Source organism: Streptomyces sp. NPDC046931, from assembly GCF_040644655.1.
Classification (GTDB): domain Bacteria; phylum Actinomycetota; class Actinomycetes; order Streptomycetales; family Streptomycetaceae; genus Streptomyces.
In genome coordinates, this window is record NZ_JBEYWX010000002.1 from 518,811 (window position 1) to 541,452 (window position 22,642).

The 22,642-nt window shown below is 69.6% G+C and carries 22 protein-coding genes, 1 tRNA gene and 1 pseudogene; 12 read left to right on the forward strand and 12 right to left on the reverse strand.

Annotated elements, in window-relative coordinates:
- The first annotated feature begins 804 nt into the window (after window positions 1-804).
- Window positions 805-2,325: a helix-turn-helix transcriptional regulator gene (locus ABZ876_RS06385; RefSeq protein ID WP_361775110.1), complete on the forward strand. Its 1,521-nt coding sequence runs from the start codon at window positions 805-807 to the stop codon at window positions 2,323-2,325.
- Window positions 2,326-2,540: 215 nt separating this feature from the next.
- A complete protein-coding gene (locus ABZ876_RS06390; protein ID WP_361775113.1) occupies window positions 2,541-2,894 on the forward strand; it encodes a hypothetical protein in 354 nt (117 codons plus the stop codon).
- Between the two features lie 1,427 nt (window positions 2,895-4,321).
- On the opposite strand, the gene ABZ876_RS06395 is transcribed toward ABZ876_RS06390, so the two are convergent.
- Complete coding sequence (locus ABZ876_RS06395) at window positions 4,322-4,681, reverse strand: GntR family transcriptional regulator (RefSeq protein WP_361775116.1); 360 nt, start codon at window positions 4,679-4,681, stop codon at window positions 4,322-4,324.
- Between the two features lie 38 nt (window positions 4,682-4,719).
- Here ABZ876_RS06395 and ABZ876_RS06400 point away from each other — a divergent pair, with 38 nt between their 5' ends.
- Window positions 4,720-5,214, forward strand: a complete 495-nt coding sequence (locus tag ABZ876_RS06400; protein ID WP_361775119.1) for a hypothetical protein — start codon at window positions 4,720-4,722, stop codon at window positions 5,212-5,214.
- A gap of 36 nt (window positions 5,215-5,250) precedes the next feature.
- Here the strand turns inward: ABZ876_RS06400 and ABZ876_RS06405 are convergent, their stop codons facing one another.
- The 5 genes from ABZ876_RS06405 to ABZ876_RS06425 form a co-directional block, all read right to left on the reverse strand.
- A complete protein-coding gene (locus ABZ876_RS06405) occupies window positions 5,251-5,415 on the reverse strand; it encodes a DUF488 family protein (protein ID WP_361775121.1) in 165 nt (54 codons plus the stop codon).
- Entirely contained in the window at window positions 5,412-5,702 is a 291-nt protein-coding gene (locus ABZ876_RS06410) for a helix-turn-helix transcriptional regulator (RefSeq protein ID WP_361775124.1), read from the reverse strand. Before ABZ876_RS06410 ends, ABZ876_RS06405 begins: the two co-directional genes overlap by 4 nt.
- 341 nt (window positions 5,703-6,043) lie before the next feature.
- Window positions 6,044-6,117, reverse strand: a tRNA-Pro gene (locus tag ABZ876_RS06415).
- A 33-nt stretch (window positions 6,118-6,150) separates the two neighbouring features.
- Window positions 6,151-6,933, reverse strand: coding sequence for a Pr6Pr family membrane protein (locus ABZ876_RS06420; protein WP_361775127.1), 783 nt, complete (start codon window positions 6,931-6,933; stop codon window positions 6,151-6,153).
- A gap of 100 nt (window positions 6,934-7,033) precedes the next feature.
- On the reverse strand, window positions 7,034-7,960 hold the full coding sequence (locus ABZ876_RS06425; protein WP_361775130.1) for a metallophosphoesterase: 927 nt from the start codon (window positions 7,958-7,960) through the stop codon (window positions 7,034-7,036).
- Window positions 7,961-8,113: 153 nt separating this feature from the next.
- On the opposite strand from ABZ876_RS06425, the gene ABZ876_RS06430 reads away from it, so the two are divergent.
- Window positions 8,114-8,581 (forward strand): GatB/YqeY domain-containing protein, encoded by a 468-nt coding sequence (locus ABZ876_RS06430; protein WP_361775133.1) that lies wholly within the window; start codon window positions 8,114-8,116, stop codon window positions 8,579-8,581.
- Window positions 8,582-8,698: 117 nt separating this feature from the next.
- On the opposite strand, the gene ABZ876_RS06435 is transcribed toward ABZ876_RS06430, so the two are convergent.
- Complete coding sequence (locus ABZ876_RS06435; RefSeq protein WP_361775136.1) at window positions 8,699-11,014, reverse strand: transglycosylase domain-containing protein; 2,316 nt, start codon at window positions 11,012-11,014, stop codon at window positions 8,699-8,701.
- 409 nt (window positions 11,015-11,423) lie between these two features.
- On the opposite strand from ABZ876_RS06435, the gene ABZ876_RS06440 reads away from it, so the two are divergent.
- The gene (locus tag ABZ876_RS06440; protein ID WP_234512202.1) at window positions 11,424-11,762 is read left to right on the forward strand and encodes a WhiB family transcriptional regulator; all 339 of its coding nucleotides are present in this window, start codon (window positions 11,424-11,426) and stop codon (window positions 11,760-11,762) included.
- Window positions 11,763-12,188: 426 nt separating this feature from the next.
- Here ABZ876_RS06440 and ABZ876_RS06445 read toward each other — a convergent pair whose 3' ends face one another.
- Together ABZ876_RS06445 and ABZ876_RS06450 are read right to left on the reverse strand one after the other, a co-directional pair.
- A complete protein-coding gene (locus ABZ876_RS06445; RefSeq protein ID WP_361775140.1) occupies window positions 12,189-13,565 on the reverse strand; it encodes an ArsA family ATPase in 1,377 nt (458 codons plus the stop codon).
- Window positions 13,562-14,539 carry an ArsA-related P-loop ATPase gene (locus tag ABZ876_RS06450; protein WP_361775143.1) on the reverse strand — a complete coding sequence of 326 codons (978 nt, stop codon included), beginning with the start codon at window positions 14,537-14,539 and terminating at the stop codon, window positions 13,562-13,564. Before ABZ876_RS06450 ends, ABZ876_RS06445 begins: the two co-directional genes overlap by 4 nt.
- 140 nt (window positions 14,540-14,679) lie before the next feature.
- On the opposite strand from ABZ876_RS06450, the gene ABZ876_RS06455 reads away from it, so the two are divergent.
- From ABZ876_RS06455 to ABZ876_RS06470, 4 genes are all read left to right on the forward strand, one after another.
- On the forward strand, window positions 14,680-14,841 hold the full coding sequence (locus tag ABZ876_RS06455; protein ID WP_003975360.1) for a DUF4177 domain-containing protein: 162 nt from the start codon (window positions 14,680-14,682) through the stop codon (window positions 14,839-14,841).
- On the forward strand, window positions 14,838-15,305 hold the full coding sequence (locus ABZ876_RS06460) for a RidA family protein (protein ID WP_361775146.1): 468 nt from the start codon (window positions 14,838-14,840) through the stop codon (window positions 15,303-15,305). The genes ABZ876_RS06455 and ABZ876_RS06460 overlap by 4 nt, the downstream gene beginning before the upstream one ends.
- Window positions 15,306-15,482: 177 nt before the next feature.
- A complete protein-coding gene (locus ABZ876_RS06465; protein ID WP_361775149.1) occupies window positions 15,483-16,352 on the forward strand; it encodes an NUDIX hydrolase in 870 nt (289 codons plus the stop codon).
- Between the two features lie 25 nt (window positions 16,353-16,377).
- A complete protein-coding gene (locus ABZ876_RS06470) occupies window positions 16,378-17,208 on the forward strand; it encodes an MBL fold metallo-hydrolase (RefSeq protein ID WP_361775152.1) in 831 nt (276 codons plus the stop codon).
- Between the two features lie 27 nt (window positions 17,209-17,235).
- Here ABZ876_RS06470 and ABZ876_RS06475 read toward each other — a convergent pair.
- Both ABZ876_RS06475 and ABZ876_RS06480 read right to left on the reverse strand, forming a co-directional pair.
- Window positions 17,236-17,808, reverse strand: a pseudogene (locus ABZ876_RS06475) (nucleotidyltransferase); the annotation flags it as partial.
- 197 nt (window positions 17,809-18,005) lie between these two features.
- Window positions 18,006-18,680: a Crp/Fnr family transcriptional regulator gene (locus ABZ876_RS06480; protein WP_103837943.1), complete on the reverse strand. Its 675-nt coding sequence runs from the start codon at window positions 18,678-18,680 to the stop codon at window positions 18,006-18,008.
- Between the two features lie 275 nt (window positions 18,681-18,955).
- Between ABZ876_RS06480 and nth the strand changes: the two genes are divergently transcribed.
- The 3 genes from nth to ABZ876_RS06495 all read left to right on the forward strand — a co-directional run bounded on the left by nth (window position 18,956) and on the right by ABZ876_RS06495 (window position 22,396).
- Window positions 18,956-20,179: an endonuclease III gene (nth, locus tag ABZ876_RS06485; protein ID WP_361775155.1), complete on the forward strand. Its 1,224-nt coding sequence runs from the start codon at window positions 18,956-18,958 to the stop codon at window positions 20,177-20,179.
- 183 nt (window positions 20,180-20,362) lie between these two features.
- Window positions 20,363-21,076 (forward strand): CoA pyrophosphatase, encoded by a 714-nt coding sequence (locus ABZ876_RS06490; RefSeq protein ID WP_361775158.1) that lies wholly within the window; start codon window positions 20,363-20,365, stop codon window positions 21,074-21,076.
- A 120-nt stretch (window positions 21,077-21,196) separates the two neighbouring features.
- The gene (locus ABZ876_RS06495) at window positions 21,197-22,396 is read left to right on the forward strand and encodes a MarP family serine protease (RefSeq protein WP_361775161.1); all 1,200 of its coding nucleotides are present in this window, start codon (window positions 21,197-21,199) and stop codon (window positions 22,394-22,396) included.
- A gap of 39 nt (window positions 22,397-22,435) precedes the next feature.
- Here the strand turns inward: ABZ876_RS06495 and ABZ876_RS06500 are convergent, their stop codons facing one another.
- Window positions 22,436-22,615 carry a hypothetical protein gene (locus ABZ876_RS06500; protein ID WP_361775164.1) on the reverse strand — a complete coding sequence of 60 codons (180 nt, stop codon included), beginning with the start codon at window positions 22,613-22,615 and terminating at the stop codon, window positions 22,436-22,438.
- Window positions 22,616-22,642: the final 27 nt, after the last annotated feature.

The following is a 22,642-nucleotide window of genomic DNA, read 5'->3' on the forward strand; positions in this document are numbered from 1 at the left end:
GTCAGCGGTCGGTTGGCCGCCCTCCCCACCCCCGTGGCGGAGGGCGGCCTCGGTCATGCGGTCAGCGGAGCTTGTCCACGGCCCGTGACGGCCGTCTTCTTGAAGGCCTTCACCGGCGCATGCCGGAAGTCGCCAGACGGGTGTCAAGGACGCCCCGGGAGGTCACCGTGTGCAGGCCGTAGCCGTGCCCGCTCTCCTCGACAGGCAGCGTGCCGTAGTCCTTCAGCGTGGCCTTGGTGTCCGGGCCGGCCTTCTCGATGCGTGCGCACCGGACTTGATGTCGTTGCTCGGCCGCGAGAAGCGCCCCTTCGCCACAGCCGTCCTGGACAACTGCACTCTGACCTGACGGACGGTCGCTCCTGTCCAGTTCGATGCGGAGCTCCCGGTACCAGGTCCGGGCCGTCGCCGCCCAGCGCCATGCGTGGACAGCGGTCCCGTTCCACCGCCTCCGGTACGCGGGCGGTGACCTTGCCGACCTTTCAGGACGAGTTTGGATACGACGGGAGATGGGCCGCCGTGAGGAAGCCGACGCCTTGGCCGCGACGTTTGCCGGTGTGGCGAGCGTCGTGCCGAGGGCGAGCCCGTGACGGCGAGTGCGAGGGGCGGGCCTGCTCGGGTGCGCTGGGGCATGGGTGTCCCCCGTGGGTGAGTGGATGAGTGTCATTTGTCGCCCGCTGCCGACTGGCCGGTCCGGCCCTGGTCGGTGCGACACCAAGAGCATCAGCCGTCACGACGGCTCCGCGCAACGCCGGACGCCCGCCCGGCGAGGGTGGAACCATCCCAGCCCACCTGACGTGCAGGTATATGGACAGCCTGAGATACGGGGACACGTGGGAGGTTGGGGGAGCGGTGTCGACCGAGGACGACGTCGAGCAGTTCGCGGCGCTGCTGCGCCGGCTGAAGGACCGCACGGACCGGAGCTACGGCTCCCTGGCCCGCCGTCTCGGCATGAACACCTCCACGCTGCACCGCTACTGCGCGGGCGAGACGGTCCCGCAGGACTACGCCCCGGTGGAGCGGTTGGCCGCCTTCTGCGGAGCAACGCCGGAGGAACGCCTCGATCTGCACCGCCTGTGGCTGCTCGCGGTGACGGCACGACAGCGGCCGAGGGCGGGTGAGGAGGCAGCGGAGCCGACACAGACCGAAGGGGCACTGAAGCCGACAGGGGACGAGCGGGCTTCGGGTCCGGACAGCCGGACAGCGGGGCGTGCGGGTGGCAGCACGCGCAGTGTGGGTGGCGGCGCCGACGGCATCGGTGGTGACGGGGACGGCACGAGCGGTTCATCACCGCGACTCGATGCGGGCGCCCCCGACGCCGCACTGGCTGCTCCCGACGCTCCCGGACCGGGCAGTTACGAGTCGACGGCCCACTGCGATGCGGTCCGCTCAACTGGACGGCCCTGGTACCGCCGTCGCCGTACCGTCGTCGGCAAAGCCACGGCGACCGTACTGCTGGTGACGCTGGGCAGTATGTCGGCGCTGTCGGCCGACCGGTCTCACGGCAACTCCGCCAAGGCCCCCGGTCAGTCCCGGACGACAGGAACCGGTACCTCACATCACCCCTCGGCCACTGCGGCCAGCCCCTCCCCCAGCCGTTCTTCGGCCTCGCCCTCCACAGGAGTACGGGCTTCAGGGAGCCCCGAGTCGAAGGGCGGATCGTCGGCTGAGACGAAGAGCGACGCCCCCGTGCCAACCGGTGTGCCGCTCGCGTGGACCGCCGACTCGCGGATCTGGGACCGCGGTTGCGGGCACGACTACGTCATGGGGAAGGAGCCGGCCCAGGTGCCCCCGCCGCCGGTAGAGCAGGACGCCGGAGTATGGGCAGCGACGCAGCAGGCGGTACCTGGGCGGCAGACGATGGTGCAGATCTCGGTGCAGGGGAAGTCGTCCACGGCCGTGGTCCTCGCGGCCCTCCGGGTCCGTATCGTCAGCCGCGGCACCCCGGTCACCGGCAACGCGTACGCCATGGGCCAGGGCTGCGGCAGTGATCTGCCGCCCCGCAACTTCTCCGTGAACCTGGACGTCGACCGCCCGATCGCCCACGCGCGCCCCGGCAACGACAGCGGAAAGCCCGTCCCCGCAGTGCAGTTCCCCTACCGCGTCTCCGCCGAGGACCCGGAGGTGCTGCAGGTCACCGCGACGACCGAGGCCTACGACTGCACCTGGTACCTGGAACTCGACTGGTCATCCCAGGGGCGCACCGGCACGGTCCGCATCGACGACCACGGCCACCCGTTCCGCACCAGCAGCATCAAGGGCCTGCCCCACTACTGGTACGGCACGAACGACCACGGTGTGCGTCAGTGGGTACCCACCGACTCTTGAGGGAACGTGGGAACTGCTCGGGCCATTTTCGCGATGTGACCGTTCCCCGTCACCCAGGCCCATGCTGCTGGAGGGGCCGGTTGCTGCCGCTTCGGCCAGGAACGCCCGCCTGGTTCCACTCAGGTTCGGTGTCGGCTCAGGCATGACACCTGTCATACGCAATACCGGATGCAGAGCACTGTGGCTCGCGGGCCGACGTCCGTACGGTACTTCCCATGACGAAGAGCAACAGGGTGAAGCCACAGAAGACCGACATCAAGGTGAGCCTGATCGGCGGTCATCGCCTGGCAGGAGCCACCCTCCACGAGAGAACCGTCACCGCTTCCCTCATCGGTGGTGCCGACGTCGATCTGACGGACATCGACATCCCGGACGGCACCGAGTTGCGCATCACCAAGTTGAGCCTGATCGGCGGCGTCAGCCTCAAAGTCCGCCGCGACGTCCGGGTAGAGGTCCACGGGCTGCGCCTGGGCGGAGTGAAGGACGATGGCCCGAGCGAGCCGGGTGGCCCGACGGTCCGGATCGACGCCTGGGGCCTGGTTGGCGGCGTCAGCGTCACCCGCGCCTAGCTAAAGTTCAAAGTAGCCACCAACCTCCCACAGGCAGACGACAGATGATGGATCGGCAGACGAGACGCAGATACCGCCGGGGTCGTGGCCAGTGGACACGGTGCGTGACCGTCGCCCGCGCCGTATCTTCACTGCATGCTGGACAGGTGCACGCTTTCCAACTGTCCGCGCGGCCGTCCGGGGGCGTTCGCAGGGGTTAGGGCAGGTCAGGGGGTTGCGCGCATGGCGGTGAACGGTGCTGGCCGTGGGCGCACTGGACAAAGACCAGGGCAACGAGGCAACCGACACCCGCTTTAGGAGAGAGGATGGGGTGTCTTGCCGGTGACCTGCGGCTTCATCGGTTGGGGTAACGGGCACGGATGCACCCGCCCGTCCCCGCTGTTGACCGCAGCTGACCCCTGTATCTGGCACGACTGTGGCACGCGACCTCTTCACCCCGAACTATCGGCTGGGTAGTTGCAGAGGTGCAGTGAACTGGTCAGGCAGCCATTGAAGGCCGGTGGCGGATGATTGCGAACTCCGCCAGGCATCAGAACATCGGGGACATCAACGACCACATACCTGAGGACTCGTGACGCTTCCTCGCTCCCGACAGCAGCGGCCCTCCGCACGGCAGAGCCCTGCCGGACAAGCCAGGAAGGCCCACAAACGAAAGCACCTCCGGCACAGAACAAAAGCCGCGTGTCGGGACCACGCCTACGCTTGACAAGCCCGGCCCTCATGGGTGGGCGAATGTCTGGTTCGTGGCCTCTACGGGCTCGGCCGCATTCACCGTGATTCCCCGCTGTTCCCCGCTCGATCTGATGCCCCTGTGGTGCGCCCGACACTCACCGCGTTGAAGGCTTCGCCTCGTGGTCGCCGTGCTGGGAGATCGGAAGGCCACTTACCCTCCCTCGCTAGTCGCTCGATCTGACCAGCCGTCAGCGTCTGCACGCACAGCCCCTCAAACCCGCCTGAACCATCGCCCGGGTCGTCCACCCACATGCACTCACGACCTGTTGCCCATGGCTCCCAGCCTGCGTCACCAACCATGACTGTCCGCTCGCGCACGTACGAGTAACGCCATGCATAGTCGTCGATCTGCTCAAGAGACGACTCATCGATCATCGTGCGGACGCGGATTCCCATGGGGTCATTCAGTCCCCGCCGCGTACGTTCCTGATCTTCAAAGTAGGCATCTATCCCGCGCTTCGCTGCCGCTGCGTCAGCAGCGGATCGGACGATAGAGCCGCTGCTGCAAGCGCCCACGGCCATCAGCCCAACGGCGGCGAGTACCAGCAGACGTAGTCGACGCAGTGATCTATCAGCCCCAACCATCAGCGTTACCTCCGCCGCCGTGTTGAGGGACACGTGCCCGCCTAGCTGCTCAGAGTAGTGCTGCAAGTCGGCGTGGGGGTGCGGTGGTCTCGAACGGCCCGCATGTCTCGTCAGGCGGTCGGCTTGAGGCGGTCCGTGACGAGTTGGAGGATGTCGGGACTTGCCATCCCTGTGTGTTGAGCGAGGTCGATGAAGTGCTGGCATGCCTCGATGACCAGGGCCTGGCTGGGGGCATCGGCGGTGACGACTGCCCCGCGTCCAGGACGGAGCTCGATGAGTCGCTCGTCCTTGAGGATCTGGTAGCCACGCAGGACGGTATGCATATTGATGTCCAGGCTGCGGGCAAGGGCGCGGGCGGGCGGCAGGCGGTCGCCCTTGCCGAACTTGCCGTCTGCCATGTTGCGGCGTACGGAGGCCGCGATCTGCTCCGCGAGGCTCTGGGGCGAGGAGCGGTCGATGGTGACCAGCATGTCAGCGACCTTTGCGTCCGTGCGCGAGGAGTTGGTTGGTGAGCTGCGGCACTGCCATGTGGTACTGGGGCAGCAACCTCGACTTCGGTCCGGCCTCGTGGCTCGACACCCTAGTCGCACCGGTCATCAGCAGCGCACTGGGAGTTGCGTTGATGACCTGGCTCCCCCTGGTGATCGAAGGCAGCCTGGTGATCTCCCTGCTGCTTCCGCAGCGACTGCGGTGGTGGGCCATGGGAGCCGGTCTCCTCTTCCACCTCTCCATCGCTCTCATGATGGGCCTGTGGAGTTTCGCCCTGGCCATGTCCGGCGGAATCCTCGTGCTCTGCCTGCCGCTCGGTTCAACCATTCAGTTCCGCACGGCTCGAGGCAGCCACGCAGCGCCGTCTGCATCCGTACAAGGCACCGAGGCTGAGGACCTCGACCAGCACGCCGATCGGTCCGCCGCTGCACACGTGCCGGCCGACCGTCCCGACGACCACAGCCCGACAACCGACGCCCTGTCTCTGAAGGAAAACAAGGAGGAACTGATCTGATGCGCATGCACGCATGGATGGTCACGGCCGTCACCATCAGCGCCCTGAGCTGCCCCGGCGGGTCTTGCTGAAGCCCGGCTTGCGGCTGATCGGTGTCAGGCGCACGTCGGCCACTACGTCGATCTGCGCATCGAGAAGCGAGGCGACGAACGAGTCGATGTCTCGACCCTCGTACCTGGCGGGCCACAGGCCAGGGCTCACCTTCGACTGCCGGAACAGCTCATCCAGAGATACCTCGAGGGCCTTTGCAAGCCAGCCGACCGTGAAAAAACCTGGCTGGATCGCTCGCCGCTTTCGAGGCGGGCGAGGGTGCCGGGCTGGACGCCGGCTTCCTTGGCGAGGCGCTCACGCGTCCAGCCGCGCTCCTCGCGGAGCCCACGCACACGCTGCGCGAGGGCACGTACGCGAGCGTGCTCCTGAGGGTTCGCGGGACGAGTGGCCATGTGTCGGGATCCTGGTCCCCGGCGAATCGGGACCTCCAGGCGCATGACCCGTGTGAGGGGACCCTCTCGATTCCGATTCCGATTGCGCTGCGGCGAAGGAGCCCTGCAGGGCGCGGAGTCGGCTGTCCGTAGGCGGAGGCCGCCAGTTACAGGCTCACCGGTCTACGGTCTTGCTGAGGTCGAGGCTCCGGCTCAACGCGGGCCTCCGATTCGCGGACGCGTAGGACCCGAGCTTGCCTATGGAACGTCTCAGGACGAGGCGCCGGGCCGCCGCTCGGGAGACGCCGACCAAGATCTTCTCCCAGCTTTCTCCCAAACGATCACCGGAGAAGCAGGAAGGGCCTGATCCTCAGTGAGGATCAGGCCCTTGACCTGGTGTTTCTCTGTCGGGGTGGCGGGATTTGAACCCACGACCTCTTCGTCCCGAACGAAGCGCGCTGCCAAGCTGCGCTACACCCCGATGTCGCTGCCTGTCGCGGCGACGACGTTTACTTTAGCCCACTGGCGGCTGGAGACGAAATCCGGTTTTCTGGCGGCGGGTGGGGTCCGGGCGGACGTGGTCGAGGGCGACCATGAAGAGGGCCAGGGCGAAGAACGCCAGGCCGAGCAGGAGTGCGTTGGCGAGGACGCTCTTGTAGCCGAGCCGGCCCGCGTCCAGGAACGGGTAGAGGTAGCGCTCCGGTGCGCCCGGCGGGAGTCGCTCGCCGCGGATCAGGGAGAAGATCAGGTAGGTCATGGGGTACAGCAGCCAGGTCCTCGCCTGGCGCAGGCCCAGGGGGACCGGGCTCGTCATCAGCAGCCAGTCGAGCAGCGCCGCGACCGGGATCAGGGTGTGCAGGATCTGGTTGGTGAGCGCTGCCCAGCCGGTGGGCGCGCCGGTCTGGCCGGTCATGGAGAAGGGGCCCGGTTCGTTCACCAGGAGCACGTGGTAGACGAGGCCGACGATCAGGGCGTAGAAGATCGTGCCTCCGGCCACCAGGGCCGGGAGCGGGCGGTGGGCCGTCCACGCCCGCCACGCCGACAGGGCGAAGACGAGCGCGAGCAGTACGTTGACCTGGATCGTGAAGTAGCTCAGCACCTGTGCCGGGCTGCCGAGGCGCAGGTCGACGGCCACCGCGGCGGCGGCCGTCAGGGCCACGATCAGGCGGTAGGCGGCCACCTTCGGGTGGTGTACGACGGCCACCACGGCGGTGGAGGGCACGGTGGACGGCAGCAGCGTCGGCATGCCCGGCACCGGAGGGAGGTCCGGGATGTCCTTGGGAAGCGGGCCGATCATGCCCTCACGCTAAGCAAATCGGGCAAAACGGGCGATATGGGTGGTCCAGGTGGGTTAGGCACCGCCCCCTGCGCGGGAGACCACCGGGCCGGTGGCTCCGCTACTCCCGGCCCACCAGCGTCAGCAGTGTCGCCTCCGGCGGGCATGCGAACCGTACCGGCGTGTAGCGGTTCGTCCCGCAGCCGGCCGACACGTGCAGATGGGAGGTGAGGCCTTCCGCCGTGTGCCGGGACAGGCCCTTCACCCGGTCGGTGTCCAGGTCGCAGTTGGTGACCAGGGCGCCGTAGAAGGGGATGCACAGCTGCCCGCCGTGGGTGTGGCCCGCCAGGATCAGCGGGTAGCCGTCCGCGGTGAACGCGTCCAGGGTGCGCAGATACGGCGCGTGGACCACACCCATCGAGAAGTCGGCCGACGTGGACGGGCCGCCCGCCACCCGCGCGTACCGGTCGCGCTTGATGTGCGGGTCGTCCAGGCCTGTCAGCTCGATCTCCAGGCCCTGGACCTTGAGCGTCCCCCGGGTGTTCGTCAGATTCAGCCAGCCAGCCGCGTCGAAGCCGTCCCGCAGGTCCTCCCAGGGGTTGTGGACGGCCCCGACCACGGGCGGATTGCCGTTCAGACCGTGGCTGCCCCTTGCCTTCTCCACCAGGTAGCGGGCGGGGTTGCGGAGTCTGGGACCGTAGTAGTCGTTCGACCCGAAGACGTACGCCCCCGGGAACTCCATCAGCGGGCCCAGCGCGTCCAGCACCTCCGGCACGCCCTCGGGGTCGGAGAGGTTGTCCCCGGTGTTGATCACGATGTCGGGGCACAGTCCCGCCAGGGAGCGCAGCCAGCGCTGCTTCTTGCGCTGTCCGCTCACCATGTGGATGTCGGAGACCTGGAGCACACGCAGTGGGCGCGAGCCTGGCGGCAGCACCGGGACCGTCACCCGGCGCAGCCGGAAGGACCGGGCCTCGAACCCGGCCGAGTACAGCAGTCCGGCGGTGGCCACCGCCGTGATTCCCAGGGGCACTCCGTATCGCGCTCGCATACGACCATCGTGTCAGAATCACGGCGCACCACGCGCCGGCCTGTGGACAACCGCGGCCGGGCGGCAGCGCGCGCGAGTTGGGGAGTCGCAACACCTCCGCGCCACCGGAAATCATGGGGCGGTCGCCCCGGCACACCTGCGACAATCGGAGCCATGACCACGCTCAAGTCGAAGCTGCAGGAAGACCTCAACGCCGCGATCAAGGAGCGCGACGAGCTCCGCTCCTCGACGCTCCGGCTGACGCTCGCCGCGATCACCAAGGAGGAGGTCGCGGGCAAGGAGAAGCGAGAGCTCTCCGACGACGAGGTCACCAAGGTGATCGCCCGCGAGGCGAAGAAGCGCCGGGAGGCCGCCGATGCCTTCACCCAGGGCGGACGCGCGGAGCAGGCCGAGCGGGAGAAGGCGGAGGGCGAGGTGCTCGCCGAGTACCTGCCCAAGCAGCTGTCCGACGACGAGCTGCGGCAGATCGTCGCCCAGGCCGTGGAGGAGGCGAAGGCGGCGGGCGCCGAGGGCCCGCGCGCCATGGGCCAGATCATGAAGATCGTCAACCCGAAGGTCGCGGGCCAGGCGGAGGGCGGACGCGTCGCCGCCGTGGTCAAGCAGCTCCTCGCGGGTAGCTGACCGGCCCGCCCGTCGCCCGGCGCTTACGGCAGTGGGGGCGCCCCTCCGGGTGAGGGGCCGCCCCCGTCGTCGTACGCGACGCCCTCCTGGGGCGTCCTGAGCGGGGCCGGCCCAGGGCTAGCCCCGCGGTCCGCCGTTGCCGTTCCCGCCGTTTCCGTTGCCCTGGAACCAGCCCTCCGGGATGGAGAAGGAAGGTGACGGGGCCGGGCCGCCGCCGGTCGTCCCGTTGGCGCCGCCGTGGGCGCCGCCGTTGGCCCCTCCGTTGCCCAGGCCGCCGATCAGCCCGCCGATCAGTCCGCCGTCGTCCTGCCCGCCGTTGCCGTTCCCGTGGCCGTCCCCCTCGTCGTGCGGCTCTTCGTCGTGGGTGCTGTCGGGGATGTCGACGAGGTTGAAGTCCTGGACCGGCTTGCCCTCCAGCGCGCCCGTCATCATGTCGCGCCAGATCGGACCCGGGACCTGGCCACCGTAGACCTTGGCGTAGGGGGTACCGCCGATGGTGATGTCGACCATGCGCCGCTTGTGCGCCGGGTCGCCGACCCAGACCGCGCCCGCCATGTTCGGCGTGTAGCCGACGAACCAGGCCGCGTAGCGGAAGTCCGTCGTACCGGTCTTGCCCGCGCTGGGACGGCTGCCGAGACCGGCCTGCGTACCCGTGCCGTCCTCGACCACGCCCTTGAGGATCGTGTTGATCGTGTCCGCGGTGGTCTCCGACATGGCGCGCGAACACGTCGACTTGGGAACGGCCAGCGACTTCTTCTGGTTGCCGATGGTCTGCGTGATCGACTCGATGGCGACGGGCGTGCAGTACGTGCCGCGGTCGGCGAAGGTCGCGTACGCGCTCGCCATCGTCAGCGGCGACATCTCCTGGGTGCCGAGGGCGATCGACGGGGCCTGGTCGATGCTCAGCCCGTCCGCACGGCGTACGCCCATCTTCCCGGCCATGTTGACCACCGGGCAGATGCCGATGTCGCTGATCAGCTGCACGTAGTAGGTGTTGACCGACTTGGCGGTCGCCTCCTTCATGCCGTACGGGCCGTGCTCCTCCTCGTTCTCGTTGGTGAGCTTGGCGTTCTCCGAGTTCATCCACCTCTTGCCGTCACAGGCCTCGACCGGGCTCGGGTACTCCATCTCGTACGGCGAGGGGTACTCCTGGGTCGCCGGCGTGCCGCCCTCTATGGCGGCCGCGGCCACGATCGGCTTGAACGTGGAACCGGGCTGGTAGCCCGCGCCGCCGCCCATGGCCTTGTCGACCGAGAGGTTGATCTGGGTCTCGTTACTGCCGAAGCCGTACGGACGGGACTGGCCCATCGCGAGGATCTTGCCGGTGCCGGGTTCGACGATGGTCGCGGCGGTGGCCACGTCGTCACTCTTGTTGACGTGTTCCTTGACCGACTTCTGCACCGACTTCTGGGCCTGCGGGTCCAGCGTCGTATGGATCGTCAGACCGCCGCGGTTCCAGATCTTCGCCCGGTCGGCCTTGGTCTTGCCGAACATCGGGTCGTTCAGGAACACCTCGCGGACGTAGTCGCAGAAGAAGCCCGCGCCCTTGACCGCAGTGATGCAGCCGTTCTTCGGCTCGCTCACCTTCAGCCCCAGGGGCGTCTTCTTGGCCTTGTCGGCCTCGGCCTGGGAGATGTTGTGGACATCGGCCATGCGCTGGAGCACCACGTTGCGCCGCTTCTTGGCCTCAGCCTCGTCGTTCACCGGGTCGTACCGGGTGGGGGACTGGACGAGGCCCGCGAGGAGCGCGGCCTGCTGGAGGTCGAGGTCCTTGGCGTGCTTGGAGAAAAAGCGTTCGGAGGCCGCCTCCACGCCGTAGGCCTGATGGCCGAAGAACGTGATGTTCAGATAGTTCTCGAGGATCTTCTTCTTGCCGAGTTTCTCCTCGATCTGGATCGCGTACTTCAGCTCGCGGACCTTGCGGCCGAGGGTCTGCTGGGTGGCCTGGGCGACCTTCGTCGGGTCGTCGCCGGCCTCCTCCACGAAGTAGTTCTTCACCAGCTGCTGTGTGAGCGTGGAGGCGCCCTGGGACACCCCTCCGCTCTGCGCGTTCTGGTTGAGCGCGCGCAGAACGCCCTTCAGGTCGATCGCGCCGTGCTGGTAGAACCGCGAGTCCTCGATCGCGACGATCGCCTTCTGCATGTACGGCGAGATGTCCTTGAGGTCCACCACCGTGCGGTCGCGGGAGTAGACCGTGGCGATCTGACCGCCCTGACTGTCCAGAATGGTGGTGCGCTGGCTCAGCTGCGGGCTCTTCAGGTTGGACGGGATCTCGTCGAATCCCTGGACCGAACCCTTGGCCGCGAGTCCGAGCGCACCCGCCGCGGGCAGCGCGATGCCGGCCGTCACCGCCCCCGCGAGCACACTCACTCCGAGGAACTTTGCGGCCTGCTGCACGGGGGACAGCCCCCCGCCCGAGCGCTTCTTTGGCATGAGGGCAGCCTACGTTCTCATTCGCCGGACACGCGTCTAGGCCTTGGCCTAAGCTGCTCACAACTGTCACAGCAGCAGGGCCACGTATCAAGTACGTCCGGCGACCCCGAATCGTTCCGGCGTTCCTCCAACTTTTTTGTTGGGTGCGTGTCCGAATCCGCCTCGTGTGTCCCCGAGTGTCCGTTGTGACGCAACTGAAGTGTGCTGGTTTGGCTTCGAAGTCACGTATGTCGTCAGCTCACTCCCCCGGGTGATCTGCCGCTTACCCATAGTCCGTTCGGACCATTCAAGATTGGGCCCGCAGGGGGTGTTGCGCTGTGCCCACCTTCCGTAACGTCCTCAACTGGCGGCGGTGAATATGCCGCTGCCGCCGTGGGGGAGCCTCGATTCGGGAGAGGACGGCGCCGGTATGGGCTGGGTAACCGACTGGAGTGCGCAGGCGGCCTGCCGCACTACCGATCCGGATGAACTGTTCGTTCAGGGAGCAGCGCAGAACAGGGCGAAGGCGGTGTGTACCGGATGTCCGGTACGCACGGAATGCCTGGCCGACGCGCTCGACAACCGCGTCGAGTTCGGCGTGTGGGGTGGCATGACGGAGCGGGAGCGCCGCGCACTGCTGCGCAGGCGGCCGACCGTCACCTCGTGGCGTCGCCTGCTGGAGACCGCGCGTACGGAGTACGAGCGTGGAGCGGGCCTGCTGCCCCTCGACGAGGAAGAGGCCTACGAGAGCTACGCAGCGGTGAGCTGAGCACGGTCACCGCCGGGCTGCGGTCACCGCCGGGCGCGGCTCCGGGCCGGTTGGCGGGCGGCCGTTCAACCGTCCGTGGCTGGGCTGTCGGCGGGTTGGGCTGTTCGCGGGTCGGACTGTCGGCGGGTTGACTGGTGGCCGTCGGACGCGGGTGGCCAGTGGTGCTTCCGGTGTGTCCTTGAGCGGTCGTGGCATGGCCCGGGGAGTGGAGTTCCTCGTCGGCCGGCGTCTCAGAGGCGTGCCCGAGGTACGGCTGTGCCGTGCCATCACGGGCATGCGCCACCCCCCACCGCCCGGGCATGCATGCGGCAACGACCGGAAGGGCCGTCGGCTCAGGCCCTCACGCGTGCGGCACGTCACGCCCAGGAGGGCTTGGACGCCGTGGCAGGCGCTCCGGGAGCAGGGCAGGCACCTGGCTGGGAGCACCTAGGCGCGTGCCTCACGCTCCTCGATGTACTCCGGCCCGTTGGCCGCGAGGCGGTCCCCGATGTCCCGTAGTCCCGCGAGGTCGTGGACGTCGCCGGGCAGCGCGGCCACCTCCGCCACGGCCACCTCGGGGTGGCGGGCGGTGAATCGGTCACGCGTGCGCTGTTCGCGGGAGAGCAGCTGCATACGTTCGGCATGCAGCCGGAGCAGACCCGCGGTGAGTTGCTCGATGCTCCGGTCCTGGTCCGTGGAGGCGGGGGAGCCTGCGTCGGGAACAGATGCTTCGGATGAGGGGGGTTCTGAACTTCCGTACGTGTCGGGAGAGTTACGAAGTCCAGCCTTCCCTTCCTGCTGATCCACAATGCGGGGGTCTTCAAGATTTTCGGCGGCGGCGAGCGCTCGCTCGGCCGACAGCTGGGCGGCGTTGCTGCCGTGCACCCGGTTGAGGACCAGACCGGCCAGCGGCATGTCCTCGGCGGCCAGCCGCTGCACGAAGTACGCGGCCTCGCGCAACGCGTCCCGCTCCGGGGCCGCCACCACCAGGAACGCCGTGCCCGGCGCCTGGAGCAGCTTGTACGTGGCGTCCGCACGCGTACGGAACCCGCCGAACATGGTGTCCATGGCGGCCACGAACGTCTGCACGTCTTTGAGGAGCTGCCCCCCGAGCAGCTTCCCCAGGACGCCGGTCATCATCGACATCCCGACGTTCAGGAACTTCATCCCCGCACGGCCGCCCACCTTCGCCGGGGCCATCAGCACCCGGATCAGCTTGCCGTCCAGGAACGACCCGAGCCGTTTGGGGGCGTCCAGGAAGTCCAGCGCCGAACGCGAGGGCGGTGTGTCGACGACGATGAGGTCCCACTCGTCCCGCGCGCGCAGCTGCCCCAGCTTCTCCATGGCCATGTACTCCTGCGTGCCCGCGAAGCCCGCCGAGAGCGACTGGTAGAAGGGGTTGCCCAGAATGGCGGCCGCCCGGCCGGGATCCGCGTGCGCCTCGACGATCTCGTCGAAGGTGTGCTTCATGTCGAGCATCATGGCGTGCAGTTCGCCGCCCGCGGCGTCCTCGATGCCCTTTACCCGCCGAGGACTGTTGTCCAGCGCGTCGATGCCCATCGACTGGGCCAGCCGGCGGGCCGGGTCGATGGTGAGCACGACCACCTTGCGGCCGCGCTCGGCGGCCCGCAGACCCAGGGCCGCCGCCGTGGTCGTCTTGCCGACGCCACCGGAGCCGCAGCACACCACGATGCGGGTGTTCGGATCGTCGAGGAGCGGGTCGACCTCCAGGACGGGTACGTGCTTCAGCGCGCGCGAAGAGCCCGTGTCCTTGTGGTTCGTGGATGCCTTGTCGTCGTGCGTGGGGGCCGGGTCCGGACTCATGAGATCCCTTGCTGACGCAGTTCCGTGGCCAGTTCGTACAGGCCCGCCAGGTCCATGCCCTCGGCGAGCAGCGGCAGTTCGTGCAGCGGCAGACCGAGGTCCGTGAGCACGACGCGCTGCTCGCGCTCCAGGGCGAACCGTTCCGCGTACTCGTCGGCCTGCTGGAGCAGCGGGTCCACCAGCCGCTCCGCGAGCCCGCCGCGGCGGGCACCGCCTAGCCCGGCATGCGACAGGGCCTTGGCGAGGGCCGCGCGCGGCACGGCGTGCGCGAGGTCGAGCTCCGACTCGTGCAGGACCGTGGGCCGCACCATGTTCACGATGATCCGGCCCACCGGAAGGCTCGCGGAGCGCAGTTCGGTGATTCCGTCCGCGGTCTCCTGGACGGGCATCTCCTCCAGGAGCGTCACCATGTGCACGGCCGTCTCCGGGGACTTCAGCACCCGCATCACCGCCTGGGCCTGATTGTGTATCGGGCCGATCTTGGCGAGGCCCGCCACCTCGTCGTTCACGTTCAGGAAGCGGGTGATGCGCCCGGTGGGGGGTGCGTCCATCACCACGTAGTCGTACGCGAACCGGCCGGTTCTGTCCTTCCTGCGGACGGCTTCGCAGGCCTTCCCCGTGAGGAGCACGTCCCTCAGACCCGGCGCGATGGTGGTGGCGAAGTCGATGGCTCCGAGTTTCTTCAGGGCCCGTCCCGCGCCGCCCAGTTTGTAGAACATCTGGAGGTAGTCCAGAAGCGCCAACTCGGGGTCGATGGCCAGCGCGTAGACCTCGCCGCCGCCCGGGGCCACGGCGATCTTGCGCTCCTCGTACGGAAGCGCTTCCGTCTCGAAGAGTTGCGCGATGCCTTGTCTGCCCTCGACCTCGACGAGGAGGGTGCGTTTGCCCTCGGTCGCGAGGGCGAGCGCGAGTGCCGCGGCGACCGTGGTCTTACCGGTGCCGCCCTTGCCGCTGACGACCTGGAGCCTGCTCACGTCTTCGAGCCTAACCAGTCCGCGCGCGGGCTACGCGGGAGGCTGTGGACAACGCCCGTCACAGTCGGCCACACGCCCGGCCGCGCACGGGCCCGTGGTCGGCCGCGTGCCCCGGTCGCCGCAGCGGCTACAGTCGGCCCATGACCAAGTGGGAATACGCAACCGTGCCGCTGCTCGTCCACGCGACGAAGCAGATTCTGGACACCTGGGGCGAGGACGGCTGGGAGCTCGTCCAGGTGGTGCCCGGGCCGAACAACCCCGAGCAGCTGGTGGCCTACCTGAAGCGGGAGAAGCAGGCATGAGCGCGGTCGAGTCCCGGATCGCCGAACTCGGGCTGACGCTCCCGGAGGTCGTGCCGCCGCTGGCCGCCTACCAGCCGGCCGTGCGATCCGGGGTGTACGTGTACACATCCGGCCAGCTTCCGATGGTGAACGGCAAGCTCCCGGTGACCGGCAAGGTCGGCGCCGAGGTCACCGCCGAGGAGGCCAAGGACCTGGCCCGCACATGCGCGCTGAACGCGCTCGCCGCCGTCAAGTCCGTCACGGGTGACCTGGACCGCATCGCGCGTGTGGTGAAGGTCGTCGGCTTCGTGGCGTCGGCCGCGGACTTCACGGGTCAGCCGGGTGTCGTCAACGGCGCCAGCGAACTGCTCGGCGAGGTCCTCGGGGACCGGGGCGTGCACGCCCGCAGCGCGGTCGGCGTGGCGGTGCTGCCGCTGGACGCACCGGTCGAGGTGGAGATCCAGGTGGAGCTGGCGGAGGCGTGACCGCGTCTGTCCGGCATCGGGCCTCGCAAGACCGCGCAGGCCTTGGACACCTCCTCCTGGGTCGCCGTTCGGCGCCCCCCGGCTCGGCAGGTGACCCGCCGGGTATGGCAGGTGACCCGCCGGGTGTGGCGATCATTGCCTCTCGAACATCCGCGCACTAAGGGATAGCCTCCGCCCATGGCGAATGGGCAGTGGTTTCCACCGGAGTGGCCGACACGGATCCGCGCGCTCGCGGAGGGCACGCTCACCCCGGTCACCCCGAAACGTGCGGCCACCGTCATGCTCCTGAGGGACACCGACGGCGCCCCCGTCGTGCACATGCTGCGCAGACGCGCCTCCATGGCCTTCGCCGGAGGCGCGTACGCCTACCCGGGCGGCGGTGTCGACCCGCGCGACCACGACCGCCGGATCGGCTGGGCGGGCCCCACGCGCGCGTGGTGGGCGGACCGCCTCGGCGTCGACGAGACATCCGCCCAGGCCATCGTGTGCGCCGCCGTACGGGAGACGTACGAGGAGGCCGGCGTTCTGCTCGCCGGCCCCACCCCGGAGACGGTCGTCGGAGACACCACGGGCGCCGGCTGGGAGGCGGACCGTGCCTCCCTGGTCGCCCGTGACCTCTCGTTCGCCGAGTTCCTCGACCGCCGGGGACTGGTTCTGCGCTCCGACCTGCTCGGCGCGTGGACCCGCTGGATCACCCCCGAGTTCGAGCCCCGCCGCTATGACACCTGGTTCTTCGTGGCGGCCCTGCCCGAAGGGCAGCGCACCCGCAACGCCTCCACGGAGGCCGACCGCACCGTGTGGATCCGCCCCGGTGACGCGGCCGCCTCGTACGACAAGGGCGAGCTGCTGATGATGCCGCCCACCATCGCGACCCTGCGCCAGCTGGTGCCGTACGCCACCGCCGCCGACGCGCTGAAGGCCGCGCCCGGCCGCGATCTGGCGCCGGTGCTGGCCGAGGCCCATCTGGAGGACGGCCAGGTCGTCCTGGTCTGGCCCGGGCACGACGAGTTCACCAAACACATCCCGACGGGTGAAGCGCCCGCATGACCCACGCGACGGAAGGCTCCCCCGCATGACGGACGCCGCAGCACTCCCCGGCCAGCCGCGCGGCGGGGTCCTCAGCGGTCCCGCCACCGCGCGCGCGGTGAACGTCCTCGCCCCGAACGCGTCGGCGATGACGCTGGACGGCACCAACACCTGGATAGTCTCCGAGCCCGACTCCGAGCTGGCGGTGGTCGTCGACCCCGGCCCGCTCGACGACGGGCATCTGCGCCATGTGATCGAGACGGCGGAGAAGTCGGGCAGACGGGTCGCGCTCACCCTGCTCACGCACGGCCATCCGGACCATGCGGAGGGGGCCGCGCGGTTCGCCGAGCTGACGCGCACCAAGGTGCGCGCCCTGGACCCGGCGCTCCGGCTCGGCGACGAGGGGCTCGGACCCGGGGACGTCGTCAGCGTGGGCGGCCTCGAGTTGCGGGTGGTGCCGACGCCGGGTCACACCGCCGACTCCCTCTGCTTCCACCTCCCCGCCGACCGGGCGGTCCTGACCGGTGACACCATCCTGGGCCGCGGCACGACGGTCGTGGCGCACCCCGACGGCCGCCTGGGGGACTATCTGGACTCCCTGCGCCGGCTGAGGTCGCTCACGGTCGACGACGGCGTCCACACCGTGCTCCCCGGCCATGGGCCCGTCCTGGAGGACGCCCAGGGCGCCGTCGAGTACTACCTCGCCCACCGGGCCCACCGCCTCGCCCAGGTCGAGACGGCGGTCGAGGACGGCTACCGCACGGCGTCCGAGGTGGTGGCCCATGTGTACGCGGACGTGGATCGCTCGCTGTGGCCGGCGGCCGAGCTGTCGGTACGGGCGCAAATGGACTACCTCAGGGAACACGGCCTGATCTGAGGGCCCCGGGCGGCGGGGGACCGGCTGGGGCCGGGGTGCTTCGACGCCGTGTAACACGCGCGTACTCCTCGGCGAGCCAGGGCCCGAGGTCGTCGACGTGAGGACCGCAGGACGGCCGGATCGTCGTTCGGCTCGTATGCGCGTATGGCCGTGGCGCACATCTGGGCGGCCCGCTCCGGGTGTACGCGGCGAATGCGTCGGCCATCTCCCCGAGGTGGCTGGTCCAGCCGTTCCAGCTGGGCATGGGAGCGCCGAAGCCGGTGCGCACCAGATGGCACCAGATGGCGGGAGATGCCCCGCACGAGGCCCCGACGGCCGTCCTCGGCGGTGGCCTCCGAGACCCGTGAGCGCCACCGCGGCGGATGCAGCGCGAGGTCGCCGTTCGGCCTGGCTCCTCGCTCGGCGCGACCAGCCGATCGAGGTCGCTGTGTCCCACGCGCGCGGTCCCGCGCGGAATCGACCCGTAGAGGACGGAATCGACCCGTAGAGGTACGCGCTCGTCATCCTCGCCCCCAAGACGACGGGAAGCCGCTCACGGGCGGCGGTGACGACGGGCCGGAAGGCGTCAGGGACGAGTCCGAGGGCTGCCTCACGCCGGATGTACCCCTGGGAGTCGGGGTCCCTTGTCCTGAGCGTGACGGTACGGCGGGACGATCATTCGGCAACTGAGCCGGCGTCCTGAGGCCGAGGGCGATGACTCAAGACCCCGGTGACGAACAAGACCCCCGTGACGAAAACGGGCCCCGTTTCCTCGGAGAAGCGGGACCCGCAGTCGAACGTACGGCCGGTACCGGGCGTCAGCGGGACCGCTTGGCCAGCCGCTCCACGTCCAGCAGGATCACCGCGCGCGCCTCCAGCCGGAGCCAGCCGCGCTGGGCGAAGTCCGCCAGGGCCTTGTTCACGGTCTCACGCGAGGCGCCGACCAGCTGGGCCAGTTCCTCCTGGGTGAGGTCGTGCACCACGTGGATGCCCTCTTCGGACTGCACGCCGAACCGGCGCGACAGGTCCAGCAGCGCGCGAGCCACACGGCCGGGCACATCGGAGAAGACCAGATCGGACATCTGGTCGTTGGTCTTGCGCAGTCGCCGGGCCACCGCGCGCAGCAGAGCCGCGGCCACCTCGGGCCGCGCGTTCAGCCACGGCTGAAGGTCGCCGTGACCCAGGCCCAGCAGCTTGACCTCGGTCAGCGCGGTGGCCGTCGCCGTGCGCGGACCCGGGTCGAACAGCGACAGCTCGCCGATCAGCTCCCCGGGGCCCAGCACCGCAAGCATGTTCTCGCGGCCGTCGGGGGACGTGCGGTGAAGCTTGACCTTGCCTTCCATGACCACGTACAGGCGGTCGCCGGGGTCGCCCTCGTGGAACAGCGAGTCGCCGCGGGCGAGGGTCACCTCACTCATGGAGGCGCGGAGCTCCGCGGCCTGCTCGTCATCGAGCGCCGCGAAGAGCGGGGCGCGCCGCAGAACGTCGTCCACGAGTTCTCTCCTTGTCGACCTGCTCAGGGGATCTTGCTCCCCGGGATACCAGGGGACCGTGTTCCCCATTTTGCCGGACCGTCCAAACAGTGTGATCTGTCACAAGGATGCCGCACGGATGTGCCGGGGTACGCGGCAGGGGTCCAATCGGGGCCCGATCCGCGGGCTCCGGGGCGGATATCGGCGCCGGGCCTTAGGCTGGCCGGGTGTCCAAATCGCCGGTGAGAGCACAGGCCAAGGGGGCTGGGCGGGTGGTTGTACGTCGCGATTCCGCTGTGGGCGAACAGGACGCCGCGGGCGGAGGAAAAACGGCAAAGCAGAAGAAATCGCCGCCGCCGCGGCAGGCGCCGGCGAAGGCGCCCGTCAAGACGACCACCGCCGAGGAGACCATGGGCAAGGAGACCACCGCCAAGAAGGCGGCGGCCGAGAAGACAGCCGCAAAGAAGGCGGCGGCCGCGAAAGCCACCGCCGAGGCGCCCGCCAAAGCCACCGCCAAGAAGACCTCCTCGGCGAAGAAGACCTCCCCAGCGAAAGGGACCTCTTCGGCGGCCAGGACCTCCCCCGCGAAGAAGGCCTCCCCCGCGAAGGCGTCCCGCGGCGCAAAGGCGGCCCCCGCGAAGAAGTCGGCCAGGAAGGCGGCGCACGTCGAGGCCGTCCCCAAGAGGGCCACCGTCGCCGTCGAGCACGTCGCCCCTGCCAGGACCGTCACCCCCGTGCCTCCCGGGAACGAGTCCCGGACCGCCCTCGTCCGCAGGGCCCGCCGGATCAACCGGGAGCTCGCCGAGGTGTACCCGTACGCCCACCCGGAACTGGACTTCGAGAACCCCTTCCAGCTGATCGTGGCGACGGTGCTGTCCGCCCAGACCACGGACCTGCGGGTGAACCAGACCACCCCGGCGCTCTTCGCCAGGTACCCGACCCCCGACGACCTCGCTGCGGCCAACCCCGAGGAGGTCGAGGAGATCCTGCGTCCGACGGGCTTCTTCCGGGCCAAGACCAAATCGGTGATAGGGCTCTCCAAGGCCCTGGTGGAGGAGTTCGGCGGTGAGGTTCCCGGCCGGCTGGAGGATCTCGTCAAGCTGCCCGGCGTCGGCCGCAAGACCGCCTTCGTGGTGCTGGGCAATGCCTTCGGCCGCCCGGGAATCACCGTCGACACGCACTTCCAGAGGCTCGTCCGGCGCTGGCAGTGGACCGACGAGACGGACCCGGACAAGATCGAGGCGGCCGTCGGCGCGCTCTTCCCGAAGAGCGACTGGACGATGCTCTCGCACCACGTGATCTTCCATGGCCGCCGTATCTGCCACGCCCGCAAGCCGGCCTGTGGCGCCTGCCCGATCGCGCCGCTGTGCCCGGCGTACGGAGAGGGCGAGACCGACCCGGAGAAGGCGAAGAAGCTCCTGAAGTACGAGAAGGGCGGCTTCCCGGGCCAGCGGCTGAAGCCACCGCAGGCGTATCTGGACGCGGGCGGCATCCCGGCGCCCCCGCTGGGGGCCGGGTGAGGCCAGAGCGGGGCCCGGTGGGCGGCCCGGTCCGCGCGCCGGTCCGCGCCCCCGGAAAGGGACGTCGTCCTGTGGATCGGGTGCACCCGGCCCACAGGGCCGGGTGGTCGGACACCCACATGAGGGACCTGCGGAACGATCCGTCGTGCCGTGGGCGTTGGGATCGGCAGAACGGGGGTGGCGATGACGCGCGCGAGTGATATGGGCCACATGAGCGAGACGGACAGCAAGCGACTGCGGCTGAGCACGGAGGGCCTGCCCGGCTGGCTCGACCCGGTCGTCGGGGTCACCCGGACCGTCGAGCCGCTCCAGCTCAGCCGCTTCCTGCCGCCGGAGAACGGCGCGGGGCGCCAGTCGGCCGTACTGATCCTCTTCGGTGAGGGCGACCACGGCCCCGAGCTGCTGCTGATGGAGCGCGCCAGCTCCCTGCGCTCGCACGCGGGGCAGCCCTCGTTCCCCGGTGGCGCGCTCGACCCCGAGGACGGCGACCCGAAGGCCGAGGGGCCGCTGCGGGCCGCCCTCCGCGAGGCCGAGGAGGAGACGGGGCTCGACCCGGGCGGCGTCCAGCTCTTCGGTGTGCTCCCCAAGCTGTACATCCCGGTGAGCGGCTTCGTGGTGACGCCCGTCCTCGGCTGGTGGCGCGAGAGAAGCCCGGTGGGGGTCGTCGATCCGAACGAGACGGCGCGCGTCTTCACCGTTCCCGTGGCGGATCTCACGGACCCGGCCAACAGAGCGACCGCGCTGCACCCCAGCGGCCACCGAGGTCCGGCATTCCTGGTCGAATCCGCCCTTGTCTGGGGCTTCACCGCCGGAGTCATCGACCGCCTGCTGCACTACGCGGGCTGGGAGCGCCCCTGGGACCGCGACAAGCAGGTCCCGCTCGACTGGCGCTCATGACAAGGTTGCCTCCGTGCTGTGGTCTTCCGGGGGATGCTGTGTCCCGCTGCCACCGCGCTACGGGCCGGCCCTCCGGCCGGATGACGGCGACCGGAAAGTGACGAGGCGAGGCTACAAGCAGTGAACGTGCTGGACATCCTGTTGCTGGTCGCCGCCGTGTGGTTCGCGATCGTGGGCTATCGCCAGGGCTTCGTCGTCGGCATCCTCTCGGTGACCGGCTTCCTGGGCGGGGGTCTCGTCGCGGTCTATCTGCTCCCGGTCATCTGGGACAGCGCCACCGACGGCGCCAAGGTGAGCACGACCGCCGCGGTGGTCGCCGTGGTCGTGGTCATCGTCTGCGCCTCCGTCGGCCAGGCCCTGACCACCCACCTCGGCAACAAGCTGCGCCGGTACATCATCTGGTCCCCGGCCCGCGCCCTGGACGCCACGGGCGGTGCGCTCGTCAACGTGGTGGCGATGCTCCTGGTCGCCTGGCTTATCGGCTCCGCCCTCGCCGGTACGACGCTGCCCACGCTCGGCAAGGAGGTGCGCGGCTCCAAGGTGCTCCTCGGAGTCTCCCGCGCCCTGCCCGCGCAGGCGGACACCTGGTTCGCGGACTTCTCCTCGGTGCTCGCGCAGAACGGCTTCCCGCAGGTCTTCAGCCCGTTCGTGAACGAACCCATCACCGAGGTCCAGCCGCCCGACCCGGCCCTCGCGGCCAGTCCCGTCGCCATCCGCGCGCAGCGCTCCATCGTCAAGGTCATGGGCACCGCGCAGAGCTGCGGCAAGGTCCTCGAGGGGACCGGCTTCGTCTTCGGTGACCGCCGTGTCATGACCAACGCGCACGTGGTCGGCGGCGTCGACGAGCCCACCGTCCAGATAGGCGGCGAGGGCAGGAAGTACGACGCGAAGGTCGTGCTCTACGACTGGCGGCGCGACATCGCCGTACTCGACGTCCCCGACCTGAAGGCGCCGGCGCTGCGGTTCACGTCCACGGACGCGTCCGGCGGCAGCGGCGCGATCGTCGCGGGCTTCCCGGAGAACGGGTCGTACAACGTCCAGCCCGCGCGCGTCCGCGGCCGTATCACGGCCAACGGCCCGGACATCTACCACCGGGGCACGGTCCGCCGCGATGTGTACTCGCTGTACGCGACCGTCCGCCAGGGGAACTCCGGCGGCCCGCTGCTGACCCCCGAGGGCAGGGTCTACGGGGTGGTCTTCGCCAAGTCCCTCGACGACGCCGACACGGGGTACGCGCTCACCGCCGACGAGGTCCGGCAGGACATCGCCAGGGGTCGTACGGCGAATCAGCAGGTGGACAGCGACAGCTGCGCACTGTGACGCCGGAGCACCGGGCGGGCCGCTTGCGGGCCCGCGCGGTCAACCGCGCGTGTGACGCAGTCGTACCGAGACCCAACGGGCCCGGCGGCGCAGAATGTGCGGGATCCCCACCCGGGGGTCCGTGCCCTGTAGTTGCGAGGCGCCCCGCTGGTGGGTGCCCGGCGCGGTGGCCGAGCGGCGGTCGCGTGCTGCGTCACTGTAGTCGTGCGTCCAGCCCATACCCCGACGTCTGCCCCTGCCCCATGG

Coding starts and splice junctions, on each gene's coding strand:
- ABZ876_RS06425 (WP_361775130.1), bottom strand. CDS start 7,960: ATGCGAGCGCGATACGGAGTGCCCCTGGGAATCACGGCGGTGGCCACC.
- ABZ876_RS06385 (WP_361775110.1), top strand. CDS start 805: ATGGACAGCCTGAGATACGGGGACACGTGGGAGGTTGGGGGAGCGGTG.
- ABZ876_RS06500 (WP_361775164.1), bottom strand. CDS start 22,615: ATGGGCTGGACGCACGACTACAGTGACGCAGCACGCGACCGCCGCTCG.
- ABZ876_RS06435 (WP_361775136.1), bottom strand. CDS start 11,014: ATGCCAAAGAAGCGCTCGGGCGGGGGGCTGTCCCCCGTGCAGCAGGCC.
- ABZ876_RS06455 (WP_003975360.1), top strand. CDS start 14,680: ATGACCAAGTGGGAATACGCAACCGTGCCGCTGCTCGTCCACGCGACG.
- ABZ876_RS06390 (WP_361775113.1), top strand. CDS start 2,541: ATGACGAAGAGCAACAGGGTGAAGCCACAGAAGACCGACATCAAGGTG.
- ABZ876_RS06445 (WP_361775140.1), bottom strand. CDS start 13,565: ATGAGTCCGGACCCGGCCCCCACGCACGACGACAAGGCATCCACGAAC.
- ABZ876_RS06470 (WP_361775152.1), top strand. CDS start 16,378: ATGACGGACGCCGCAGCACTCCCCGGCCAGCCGCGCGGCGGGGTCCTC.
- ABZ876_RS06420 (WP_361775127.1), bottom strand. CDS start 6,933: ATGATCGGCCCGCTTCCCAAGGACATCCCGGACCTCCCTCCGGTGCCG.
- ABZ876_RS06490 (WP_361775158.1), top strand. CDS start 20,363: ATGACGCGCGCGAGTGATATGGGCCACATGAGCGAGACGGACAGCAAG.
- ABZ876_RS06395 (WP_361775116.1), bottom strand. CDS start 4,681: ATGCTGGTCACCATCGACCGCTCCTCGCCCCAGAGCCTCGCGGAGCAG.
- ABZ876_RS06460 (WP_361775146.1), top strand. CDS start 14,838: ATGAGCGCGGTCGAGTCCCGGATCGCCGAACTCGGGCTGACGCTCCCG.
- ABZ876_RS06440 (WP_234512202.1), top strand. CDS start 11,424: ATGGGCTGGGTAACCGACTGGAGTGCGCAGGCGGCCTGCCGCACTACC.
- ABZ876_RS06410 (WP_361775124.1), bottom strand. CDS start 5,702: ATGCGCCTGGAGGTCCCGATTCGCCGGGGACCAGGATCCCGACACATG.
- ABZ876_RS06430 (WP_361775133.1), top strand. CDS start 8,114: ATGACCACGCTCAAGTCGAAGCTGCAGGAAGACCTCAACGCCGCGATC.
- ABZ876_RS06465 (WP_361775149.1), top strand. CDS start 15,483: ATGGCGAATGGGCAGTGGTTTCCACCGGAGTGGCCGACACGGATCCGC.